The following is a 12094-nucleotide window of genomic DNA, read 5'->3' on the forward strand; positions in this document are numbered from 1 at the left end:
CGACCTACTCTCCTTTCAAAACTTTGGCCGGTTCGACATAAATCGCCCGCCGGGTAGGAACCACGGCGGCAACCGCCGCGACCAGCAAAGACAGCCCTAGCGTGAGCGGGAACACCGGCAAACGCAGGGAAATAGTCGCGTTGAATACCGCCATGCCTAACACCTGTGCCAACAAGTAGCCCAACAGCGAACCGCACACCACGGCCGCCAGTGCGATAATGCCGGTTTCCGCCAGCATTTGCCGGATGATGTCTCGTCCACTTGCACCCAGTGCTTTCTGTAACGCAAACTCGCGCGCGCGTTCGCCGACAATCGCCATCAGCGTGGTGTTCACACACAGTGAAGACAAAACGAGGATCACCGCCGAAACCAGCCCCATCAGCCCTTTGATTTTATTCAGCACCTGACCTTCCGACGCCGACACTTTCAAAATTGGGCGGATCTCCAACTGCGGATATTGCTGCTGGAGTTGTGCAGCAAAACGATCGACCTGCCCCAGATCGTTGCTGACGCTGAGCAACGCATTGCTGATCGCACCTTCTTTATCCAACCATTTTTGCGCCAGATCCAGATTCACGATCAGCATGTTGTCCGTCGCATCGCCGGATTCCACAATGCCTTTAATCTGCAAGCGCTGCTTCCCGCCGTCCCCCACCAGCGTGATGCTGTCACCGACTTTGACGTTTAATCGCTCTGCCAGTTTCACCCCGATCATGGCATTACGATCGTCGAAGCTCACACCAATCCAGTTGCCCGTGACCTGCCAATACGGCGCTAGCTGGCGCAGCGATTCGAACCACACGCCCATCAGCACCACTTTCTCCAGTTCTGTACGTGCCATGCCGTACAGATAAGGGCTGGATGCATTGATTAGCCCCGCGGGTGCGTTGTCGATAATCGGCTGAAAGGTGCTTTGTGGAATCGTATTACCGCGCGCCGGGCCGATGTAAAAATTGGCACCAAAGGTGCGCAGTTCCTGGCTCATCTTGGCGTTGATATCAAAATAGACGGCGGACATCGCTGTCACAATCGCCGCCCCAACCATCAGTGCAGCGAACACCACGCTGACACGCTGCATACGCAACCTCAGCGCGCGAAACACCAAACGCCAGAACATGCTATTCATCCAGCCATTAGCGCCCATACAGCACCTCCACCGGATACAGTTTGGCAATGCGCCGCGCAGGGAACCACGTTCCGATGATGGCGATCAGCATTGAGATCACCAGTACGCAGGGGATGACGATCCACGCGAAGCTCAGCGGTACACCGAACAGCATCAGGCCAATCGCTTTTGCCAGCCCCCAACCAGCGACACAGCCCGCGATACCGCCCGCCAGACCACTCAGAGCCGCTTCGAGATAAAACAGCAGCATGATTTGCCACTGTCTTGCACCCAGCGCTTTCATCAGCCCGATTTCTTTGGCGCGTTCCATGATAGTGCTGGTCATCAGCGAGGCGATCCCCATTGCAGAAGCCACCAGCGCCGCAAAGGTCACTACCGCCAATAGCAGTTGAATCTTGTCTATCACCACACCTTCTGAGGCTGCGACCTGCCAGATGGGGCGCACAACCGAACCGGAAATCGCCTCTTCCAACTGGTGCGCAATCGAAGATACATACGCGGTGCAGTACCAGAGGTCATATTCTTCGGCGTTGAGTGCTTCCAGATTTTCACGCGCCCGCCGCGACAGTTCATTTTCCGGTACGGTGAGCGCCGACACGCGAATGGCCTGAATTTTACCCGCCAGTCCTAGCAGAGATTGCACCGTTGCCAGCGGCATCACCAAACGACCTTCCTCATCACCACCGCTGCTCAGAATGCCGCTAATTTCCACCGTCGCGTCGCCTTTCAAACCGTGCAGCGCGAGTTTATCCCCTACTTTCCAGCCCGTTTGCGTCGCCAGTTGTTTCCCTACCAGCGCCTGCGCCACATTTTCCGTCGTCACCGGTTCCTGCGGCCACTGCCCTGCCACCTGCCAGTAAGGACTAACAGCCAGTTGTCCCGTGCGATAGTCTTCCTCATCCGGCACCGCGACAGGCTGGGAAAAGAAGGTGCCCAATACGGCAACCGGCTGGCCATTAATCTCGACATCGCCGCTCAACAGCGGAGCGAAGCCGACAATGTTATTACGCCAGAAGATATCTTTGATGTTCGGCAGCTCAGCCTCATCGAGGAAGTCCTGTCCTTCCAGCGGATTGCTGCGTTCGCCAAACAGCGCAGGCAACGCCGCCTGACCTGCTGGCTCAATCAAAATATTCGCGCCGTAGGACTTCAACTCGCGCGCCATTTTATCGCCGATGTCTATGGACACCGCCAGCAGCGCGGAGATCAGCCCCGCCGCCAAAAACACGGTCAACACCGCCAGCGATTTGCGCCGAATATTTCTGCGCCAGGACTGGCGTAACAGTCGCCACAGCATGATTATTCCTCCTCCACCGGTTCGCCTGCCGCTGCTTTGGCCGTGGCAAACTTCGCGGGACTTTCGCGGAAACGGTTATAGTTCGCTTCTGACGAGAAGAAGTAGGTTTTACCGCCGTAGCGATATTTATGCTCTGCGGTCACGTTGGTCAGCTTGGAACCATCAACCGGATCAACCACTTCCATCGACACTACCGTCGAGAAGTAGTTAGTACCTGCCGCCAACGAGGCTCGCCCAATCACCAATTCATTGTCGTCGTTGCTCCACCCTTCAATCGGGACCGGATTACAGCCCCCCGCCTTCCCGATAGAAGGGATGAAAATATGCACACCGCACGCGACACAAATAACCTGATTACCTTCCATCACGTAGCCCTGATCGCCGCACAGCAGGCAGGCATCAAACACCACGCCCAGACGCAGGCGATCGGGATAGCGGTTAATGATGAAAAAGCGCACAGCCTTGCCGTCATCGGCAATCCACACGAAGCGATGCAGCTTGCCATCACGCACCTGCTCAATCGGAATATGCACCTTGCCATCGGCCGCCAACGTCACCGGCTGCGCTTCCGACAGACGAGGCGGCTGCGACGCGACCTTGTCCCAATAGAGCTGAGCGAAGACGACAACCAGCAGCGCCGTGACTGTCGCCAGCAGCGTGCGACGCACGGTGCGGTAGCCTGCCGTCGCTTTACGCTTTTCAATCGCCTCATGCGTAACCCGCACCTCACGACGTGCATGCAACAGCGGCCAAACCAGCCCCGCTGCCAATACCGCCATGAATAGCGCACTGAGGTAATTTAATAAATACGCACTGTTGGTGACGTGTGCCACATAGCTCAGGCGTGGCTTGGTTAGCCCAAGCGCTTGTAATTTCATCAGCAACAGCAGCAGGTTACCGCTTATCGGCAACAACAGAAGTACGACCAGCAACGCCAGCAGCGGCCAACGCAGTAAAGAAATGCGACGCACAATCATGCCGCACAGCGCGGCGCAAAATACCAGCCAGCCAAACGCCAGCACTACGGCGCTGAAATTCAGCAGCAGATCGGTATTCACCACATGGGTGGACGTTAACGCAGTCAGATTGGGATCGCTGCCCCACTGTACCGCAGCGCCTGCTACTAGCAACGCCTGCCACAGATAACCGAGACGCGGATGGGAAAAACACTGGCAGGCAAGAAACAGGATCAAGGCAAGCGCTTGAAGCACTGTAAACCCAAGCAGAAACGCTCGCCCGTTAGGAAAATGAACGCCAATAAACGTACCGGCACACAGCGCCAGCAGTGTGATCCAGCTCAGCGGCCCGATCGTCGGCGTGGAACGATGACTCCAGCTCAACCCCAGTAATAGTGCAATCGGCAGGAAGGATTGGAGTGTCGTGATAAAGAAATAACTCATAGGCTCGTCACACTTCACGTTACATGTGCGTTGACTGCGTTTTGCAGGTGTGTCAGTTGGGCATGATGTGTAGTGGCATCAGCACGCTGACCGAAAAATCACCGTCTCTGTGGGCTGCGATAGCAAACCACAGAGACGTGAACATGCCCGCGACAGCGCATCGCGGGCAGAAGACCTTATTCTAAGCCGACGTATTTGAAGTCAAAGCTGACATCAAACGGTTTCCACCAGCGGCCTACACCCGTTTCACCATCGGTGTGACGGTGCATACCCGCTTTTGATGGCGGATCGATGTGGTAAGTCACTTTGTAGTTACCCACGCCCATCATTTTGATGTTCGCGCCGTAGTGTGGGCCATCGCTGGCAACCATCGGCATGAAGGTTCCTTCCTGCTTCGCACCAGTATCGGTGTTAGTCAATGTATACGCGATGGTCAGGAACGGCATCCATTCACCGGCACCAAAACCGTTCTTGTTACCTTCAGCAGCGTGAATATCCGCTTCCAGATGGATGTCCGCTTTCGCGGCGGGCAGGCCCATCCCACGCGGTTCCATGTCGATAGGTTGCAGATAAACGGCGGCAATTTCCATTTCGTTCAGGGAAACAGGCTCACCCGCTGGATATTCTTTAAACGCCAGTGCGGCAGGCGCAGTGAAAATACCGGCAATAACGGCACCTGCAATCAGACTTTTTTGCATATTCATCAAACCCATCCTCATCATCTCAGTCGTCTCCCCTACGCTTATGTCGCTAAGCGAGCAGGGGTTGTTTTATGGTTATGTTCTACTCTTTATTGCTTTCAGTATTACAGTCACGTCAGATTCATTATTTATCAGACGGTGGACGTTCTACGCCGCATCACCCACAGAGCGGCCAACGCCGCTGCAACCAGCACGCCCTGTGGTATCAACGTTTCCACATAAGGATAAATACCCAGCCAACTGATTTCCGGTACACCCGTCAGCAACGTCGGTTCAAACAGTTTGCCTTCGATCAGCTCCAGCACACCTTTTCCTGCAAACACAAACGCCATCAGGTACATAAAGCAGCCAGTAAACATGAAGAACGGCTTAAGCGGTAATTTGACGATGGTGTAGCGCATTACGAAGTAAGCGATCAGCAGGATGACACAGCCGATGGCAAACCCAGCCAGAATGGAGAGGTGCCCCGCCATATTGCTAGCATCACCGACCAGCGCATAGTAGAACAACACCGTCTCCGCGCCTTCGCGGTACACGGCTAGAAAGCTGGTCAGCCACAGCCCGATCATGGAACCGCTGCTCAGCGAATGGGACAGCTTGCCTTCCAGATAAGCCTTCCAGTGCCGCGCTTCCACTTTGGACAACAGCCAGTAGCTCATGAAGAACAGCATCACCACGGCGATTAGCATCGTAATGCCTTCCAGCAGCTCGCGGCTGGCACCGGAATTGGTGAACACGAGTTGGAAAATCACCGCCGTAATCACGCTGCACAGCAACGCGACGTAAACCGACTGACGAATCAGCGGCAATTTGTCCTGCTGATTGTTTTTCACCAGATAGGCCACGATCGCTGCCACAATCAGCAAGGCTTCCAACCCTTCACGCACAATAATCAGTAGGCTGTATATCAACAGGCTCCAGTGCGTTTCATCGCCGTCGCCCAACATGGTGACCGCCTTTGCCAGTTCCTGCTGCAACGCGTCGGCCTGCCCTTGCAATTGCTCAACTGGCTGTTTGGCATTCATCATGCTCACCAGACGGGTGAAATACCCTTCCAGCGTAGATTTAAACGCGGCATCACGAGAACCTACTTTGTTCTCCATGCCAGTGGCTTCAAACAGATCGAAGTAGGTATCCTGCACCGCCATGATGGCGGGTTTGACCTGACCCTCGCGGTATTGTGCAATTGCGGCGGCAATCGCCTGATTGATATCGTCGGAGACCTTCGCCCAGTTCGCGTCCGGTACACCACCAGTATCGCCGTTCGCGACAGGTGCTGCCGTCGCCTGCTGGCTATCGCGCGTTGTCGGCAGCCCCGGCAGGACATCCTCGATATCCTGCAATAGCGTGGTAACCCGATAGGCAACGTCCGTCAGTTGATCGGGTTGGCTGGCTAGCGCAATCAGTGCGGAGAATTGTTGATTAATGGAGGCGGCCTGCTGCGCGGAGCGATTCTGTCTGACCGACATCTCCATCTCGGAGTTTTTAAACCCTTGATAATGCGCTTGCTGCACGTTCTGGCTGGCTTTTTTGTAATCTCCCGCCTGATATTCAGTCACGGCCAGCGCAAGCTGGTCATCGATGATTTTAAAGCTCTGCTGCCAGTACGGCGCGATCTCTGAATTGTCATAGGCACCGTGCTGCTCCTGCGCAACCAGTTTGTGCCCTCCCGACAACACAGGCAAAACGGCATCCAGTTCGCCCTTCAGCCATGAAATTTTTGCCTGCACCTCGGCCTGCGGCTTTCCTTCGCCAATCATGCGGCGAATTTCACCGAAGGTCGCTTCGAGCTGATAGCTTTTTTGCGCAGAGATATTGATGCGGATAGGGCCTTCGAGGTTTTCAAACACCTCAAAATAGGCCATCTGAACTTCGGTGCGGGCGTCATCCGGCTTTTGCTGCTCATAGAGCTGAGCCGTTTTATCCAGCCGGGTTTCGATATCGTGAATGAATGAGGCGTAATCGGTCGCGGCAACTGCCACTGAACAGCTAAACAGCCAACACAACAACAGAAGCGTTTTTTGCCAGATAGACATAAGCGAGTGATGGATCACAAATGATATTTATTCTTATTATCACTTTGAAGTCGCAATCTGTCTTGATTTACGTCACGAAAACACAACCAACAAGAGTCTTAGTATGTAACAAAGAGTTACAAACCTTGTTTATCAGCCCAAAAATCCTCTATTTTTCCAACTCATGAGGTAAATACGGTTTTTTTGATCGCAAAAACGGCAAAAAGACCACGTAAACCAGCACAAAAATAAATGCAAAAATAATGCCACTCATGAACATTATCAGCTAAAAATCTAGAGATCCCAGTCTTAAGATGATATTTCTTTACGTTACCACAGTCAGATTTACAGAAAAAATACCTTTTCCTGCTGTAATCCAAGGCATTACACATGTTGACGTTAATGCTTTTCGCTGAAATTTTAGGCGATGACCAACGAGCCTTCAGGCGGCAACCAAGGAAACCGGGCAGACTCCTTTCCGCCAGTTCATCCCAGCCTCGTTGACTCTCTCGCACTCACTGTCTACATACGTTCAACAACGGTCATGCTTAACCCCACGGCGGATCAGAATTTTTCCCACCCTTCACCGTGACGGCCATGTACCGACAGCAGCGGTGTGGTGCCCTGCCCGATAGCCCGATGAGCAGGGACAGACAACGCTGGGCGGGAAAAAGCAGGTTGCAGATCGCTATCCGAATCCAGACTGAACACATCCACAACAGCAGACAACTCGCTGGTTTGTTCATCCAACCGGGCTGCGGCCTCTGCCGATTGTGTCACCAACAACGCATTCTGCTGCGTGACGCTATCCATTTCATGCACCGCCTGACTAATTTGCGTAATACCGCGTGTTTGTTCGTCCGTTGCCGCCGCAATTTCACCAATCAGATCGTTCACGTGCGCGATGGAAGCGATAATTGCCGACATTGCCTCACCAGATTGCTTCACCTGCCCAGCACCGGTTTCAACCCGCGAGACAGATTCCGCAATCAGCGCCTCAATCTCTTTTGCCGCCTGTGCACTACGCTGCGCCAACGTGCGTACCTCCCCAGCGACCACCGCAAACCCTCGCCCTTGCTCTCCCGCTCGCGCAGCTTCAACAGCCGCATTCAGCGCCAGGATATTAGTCTGGAACGCAATGCTGTTAATTACCGAAGTAATATCGGAAATATGCCGCGAACTGGCGCTAATACCCTCCATCGTCGCCATCACGTTGGTACTGATATTTCCACCTTTTTGCGCCATGTCTGCCGCATCCTGCGCCAGCTTACGCGCCTGATGCACATGGTCGGTCGTTTGCCGTATCGTGGAACTAATCTCTTCCATGCTGGCAGCCGTCTGTTGCAATGCCGCCGCCTGCTCTTCTGTGCGGCTAGAGAGATTATCATTGCCATCCTTAATGCTGGATGTCCCATTATTGATTTCTGATGTGCTCTGCCGGATGACGGTTACCGTATCGCGCAAACTTTTCTGCAATGCTTTAATATCGGGGATTAACCTTCCCGCACAGTTTCGACCGAATTCAACCAGTTCACACCCCAACCGCCCCGCCGTTAGCTGTGCTAAATGAGATTTAAGCACCGAAATCGGGATAACCAGATAATTCCTCAAGTAATATTCGGTGAAAATCAACACAATAAGACCAAGAACCATCACAGCAATGAGCGCATTACGGTTTTGATCATTGTGTTCATTTACGGTTGGGATCAATGACGAGGCAGTAATGCCGTCCGAATAACGCTTAATGTCATCCCCAAACGTCAAGCTAACAGGTGGGTAAATAGAGCGAAATATCTGTCGGAATCCTTCATAATCACTACGTTGCAGCGCCGCATTCATCGGTTCGATCGCGGTAGCAATCAGGGCATGCCACGTTTTGCTTACCGCATCAACCGTCGCGTGCTCAACGCCAACATGCTCTGCCGCCTGGAATTTCTCCAGCGAATCCTTGGTGTTTTTTAGCGCTACCTGCGCCATTTCCAAGGTCTGTTTGGCGTTGTCTGGCTCGTTACGCTGCAAGTAATCCATCGTTCTTTCCATACGCGTTACGGCCCGAAAATATTGATCGGCTCCATAGACCAGATGGGAATATGTTTTTTGCTGAGTCTCACTTTTATCAAGCAAATGGGTAACCTGATAAAGTGAGTAAAGACTAAAACCAGACGCTATTCCCCACGCCACCAGTAAGGAAGCCACTATCACCAGCACCATTATTTTTATGCTGACATTTTTTAGAAATCCCATAATGCACTCCGCGACGTTAACAAATATTTCCCGCCCGCACGCTCTGCCGGAAAAGTATTTACTTTTTGCTCATGACTGTGCCGTTAGTTGTATCCCGCCCTATCCCGCGAGATTTAACAAACGTTCTGGAATCCCCTGATTCATCACCCGTTGGATGGGGAAGTCATGCTTAAAATTCAACCAATAAAATGCATTATCTTCCCTGAGGTGCCAGTCCTCGTTGTTTTAAACGGCCAACAAGCATAAATACATCAGCCCGATCGGTGGCACATAGAATCAGTATCGTCAAAAACAGTATAGGCATTAACAGATAAAGAGGATGAATATGCTGCGGCGTTATTTTCCAGACAAAAATCCGATGGAAAAAGGTCGCAACGCTCAACGTGTTAGGGCTCATTGTCACGCACTGAGCATGACTACGATCAGTAAATTAATTTTCTTTATCGGCGATTATCAAAAGTTAGACAACTGCATCAACACCTGCAGTTCTTACGATCCAAGACTCGGCTTTGGAGAACAATCATGCAGAAAGTGCTTACCGTCTGTCCGTATTGCGGGTCAGGCTGCAAAATTAACCTGCTGGTAGAGAACGGCAAAGTGGTTGGTGCGGAAGGGGCAAACGGCGTCACCAATGAAGGTGAGCTGTGCCTGAAAGGCTACTACGGTTGGGATTTTCTCAACGACACCAAGATTCTTACTCCCCGTTTAAAACAGCCTCTGATCCGCCGTCAAAAAGGAGCCCCCTTTGAGGCCGTATCCTGGGATGAAGCCATCGACTTCGCCAGTTCCCGGCTGAAAGCGATTAAAGCGCAGTACGGTGCTGAGTCGATCATGCACACAGGATCGTCCCGTGGACCCGGCAATGAAACCAATTACGTGATGCAGAAATTTGCCCGGGCAGTAACCGGCAATAACAACGTCGACTGCTGTGCCCGACTCTGCCACGGCCCTTCCGTTGCCGGGCTACAGGTTACGCTGGGCAATGGCGCAATGAGTAACTCCATCTGCGAAATTGAAAAGACCGACTGCATACTGATTTTTGGCTACAACGCCGCAGACTCACACCCCATCGTCGCGCGTCGGATACTGAAAGCCAAAGCGCGCGGAGCAAAAATCATCGTGTGCGATCCGCGCCGCATCGAAACCGCACGCATTGCCGATCTGTGGCTACCGTTGAAAAATGGCTCCAACATGGCACTGGTCAACGCATTTGCTAACGTACTGATCAATGAAGGCCGCTACGATAAAGCCTACGTCGCCCGCCATACCGAAGGTTTCGACGAATTCAGTCAGACCGTTGCGAAATACACACCGGAATATGTCGCTGACATTACCGGCTTATCACCGAAATTAATTCGAGACGCGATGCGGATGTATGCCGCCGCACCGTCCGCTACCATTCTGTGGGGAATGGGTGTGACGCAGTGGGGGCAAGGTGTTGATGTGGTCAAAGGGCTGTCCGGTCTGGCACTACTGACCGGCAATTTAGGGCGTCCGAACGTTGGCGTCGGGCCGGTGCGTGGTCAAAATAATGTACAGGGCGCGTGCGATATGGGCGCGCTACCTAATATGTTCCCCGGTTATCAAAACGTCACGGATAAGGCCGTACTGGCAAAATTTGCCGATGCCTGGGGCGTCCCCGAACTCTCTGACAAAATTGGCTATTCGCTGACCGATCTACCACATAAAATAAAAGAAGGAAAAATCAGAGCCAATTACGTCATGGGCGAAGATCCGCTGCAAACCGAGCCAGACCTGTCGATGCTGCGTGATGCCTTCAACGAACTGGATTTGCTGATCGTACAAGATATCTTCATGACCAAAACTGCCGCGATTGCCGATGTCATTTTACCGGCAACCTCCTGGGGCGAGCACGAAGGGGTTTATACCGCCGCTGACCGAGGGTTCCAACGCTTTTATAAAGCGGTGGAACCTCAGGGCGATGTCAAACCCGATTGGGAAATCATCAGCCTGATGGCGACGGCTCTCGGTTATCCGATGCACTATAACAATACACAGGAAATCTGGGACGAGCTGCGACAGCTCTGCCCGCTGTATTACGGCGCAACCTACGAGAAAATGGCCGGACTAGGCTATGTGCCGTGGCCGTGTCCGACGGAAGACAGCCCCGGCACACCGTGGTTGTACGCAGGCAATCACTTCGATCGCCCTGGCGGTAAAGGCCTGTTGTTAACAGCCGAATGGCGGCCGCCGATGGAATTGGTGGATGAGGATTACCCGCTGGTGCTGTGTACCGTGCGTGAAGTCGGTCACTATTCCTGCCGTTCCATGACGGGCAATTGCACCGCCCTGCAAACGCTGGCGGATGAACCCGGTTACGTACAGATTAGCCTTCATGACGCCGAGCGTTTAGGAATACACGATCAGCAACTGGTGTGGATCTCCTCACGACGTGGCAAGGTTATCTCTCGTGTCGCCGTTAGCGAACGCATCAACAAAGGTGCCGTCTACATGACCTACCAGTGGTGGATTGGGGCCTGTAACGAACTCACGCTGGATCATCTCGATCCGGTATCCAAAACACCGGAATATAAACACTGCGCCGTGAAGCTGGAAGCTATTGACGATCAGCAGGCAGCAGAAACCTATGTGCAGCATGAGTACAATCAGTTGAAAGATCGCCTGCGCTCCACGGCAGAAAACGTCAACTAACGAATTGCCCTACTGAACCACCACGGAATGTTGGCATAACGCGCTTTTACGTGGTGGTTTCATCATTTTCGATGCAAGGCTGTTTCGGCTTGGTCAGAACGCCGTAGTAAACAGCAATCTTTTCAGTGAAATAAATTAACAACATTATTTTAAATAATCGATAACATCCATTCAAACAACAAAGAACACCATTTTAAATAACCGCAGCACGATAAATATTACAAAACAGAAACACCTTGATTAATAATTATACTTTATTTAGCGTGACGTTATCAGCTACCATGATTAACAAATGCAAGTCATAGTTAAAATAATTAAAAAACTAATGTAATCAATAAGTGCGATATATATCATTCTTTCGTTGATTGTTTTTTTATTACTACCTAGTTTTTAACCAATTGACCATGTATTTTATTGATGTAATCCACAGCATCATTAGCAACACTAATTCAACACCTTACCCCGCTTCATCTCACCAGCAATAAATCAACCCAAAACATTGTTTAATAAAAGGTTAATACAAATAACGCTTTTTTTTCGATCTTCGCCCCACATCCCCATTTATCATTACAAGCGGTGAGGACATGCATTTTTCGCATGACAAAGATCACAATTACATAACAATCCGCAGAAAAAAA

Annotated in this window: 7 protein-coding genes; 1 reads left to right on the forward strand and 6 read right to left on the reverse strand. The window is 52.0% G+C overall.

The genetic code is table 11. From position 1 onward, the window contains the following. Positions 1–4: 4 nt before the first annotated feature. The 6 genes from A7983_RS22585 to A7983_RS22610 form a co-directional block, all read right to left on the reverse strand. Entirely contained in the window at positions 5–1144 is a 1140-nt protein-coding gene (locus A7983_RS22585; protein WP_005970863.1) for an ABC transporter permease, read from the reverse strand. Further along, positions 1134–2423, reverse strand: coding sequence for an ABC transporter permease (locus tag A7983_RS22590; protein ID WP_039478625.1), 1290 nt, complete (start codon positions 2421–2423; stop codon positions 1134–1136). The genes A7983_RS22585 and A7983_RS22590 overlap by 11 nt, the downstream gene beginning before the upstream one ends. Positions 2424–2425: 2 nt before the next feature. Further along, positions 2426–3823: a Fe-S-containing protein gene (locus tag A7983_RS22595; protein WP_005970865.1), complete on the reverse strand. Its 1398-nt coding sequence runs from the start codon at positions 3821–3823 to the stop codon at positions 2426–2428. Between the two features lie 176 nt (positions 3824–3999). Next, entirely contained in the window at positions 4000–4527 is a 528-nt protein-coding gene (locus A7983_RS22600) for an iron transporter (protein ID WP_025918878.1), read from the reverse strand. Positions 4528–4655: 128 nt separating this feature from the next. Further along, a complete protein-coding gene (locus A7983_RS22605) occupies positions 4656–6560 on the reverse strand; it encodes an FTR1 family iron permease (RefSeq protein WP_005970869.1) in 1905 nt (634 codons plus the stop codon). A 543-nt stretch (positions 6561–7103) separates the two neighbouring features. Next, the gene (locus A7983_RS22610) at positions 7104–8783 is read right to left on the reverse strand and encodes a methyl-accepting chemotaxis protein (RefSeq protein ID WP_005970871.1); all 1680 of its coding nucleotides are present in this window, start codon (positions 8781–8783) and stop codon (positions 7104–7106) included. Between the two features lie 522 nt (positions 8784–9305). On the opposite strand from A7983_RS22610, the gene fdhF reads away from it, so the two are divergent. Continuing rightward, positions 9306–11456, forward strand: a complete 2151-nt coding sequence (gene fdhF / locus A7983_RS22615; protein WP_005970873.1) for a formate dehydrogenase subunit alpha — start codon at positions 9306–9308, stop codon at positions 11454–11456. Positions 11457–12094: the final 638 nt, after the last annotated feature.

Origin of the sequence: Pectobacterium wasabiae CFBP 3304 (assembly GCF_001742185.1) — a bacterium.
Classification (GTDB): domain Bacteria; phylum Pseudomonadota; class Gammaproteobacteria; order Enterobacterales; family Enterobacteriaceae; genus Pectobacterium; species Pectobacterium wasabiae.

Coding starts and splice junctions, on each gene's coding strand:
- fdhF (WP_005970873.1), top strand. CDS start 9,306: ATGCAGAAAGTGCTTACCGTCTGTCCGTATTGCGGGTCAGGCTGCAAA.
- A7983_RS22585 (WP_005970863.1), bottom strand. CDS start 1,144: ATGGGCGCTAATGGCTGGATGAATAGCATGTTCTGGCGTTTGGTGTTT.
- A7983_RS22600 (WP_025918878.1), bottom strand. CDS start 4,527: ATGAATATGCAAAAAAGTCTGATTGCAGGTGCCGTTATTGCCGGTATT.
- A7983_RS22605 (WP_005970869.1), bottom strand. CDS start 6,560: ATGTCTATCTGGCAAAAAACGCTTCTGTTGTTGTGTTGGCTGTTTAGC.
- A7983_RS22595 (WP_005970865.1), bottom strand. CDS start 3,823: ATGAGTTATTTCTTTATCACGACACTCCAATCCTTCCTGCCGATTGCA.
- A7983_RS22610 (WP_005970871.1), bottom strand. CDS start 8,783: ATGGGATTTCTAAAAAATGTCAGCATAAAAATAATGGTGCTGGTGATA.
- A7983_RS22590 (WP_039478625.1), bottom strand. CDS start 2,423: ATGCTGTGGCGACTGTTACGCCAGTCCTGGCGCAGAAATATTCGGCGC.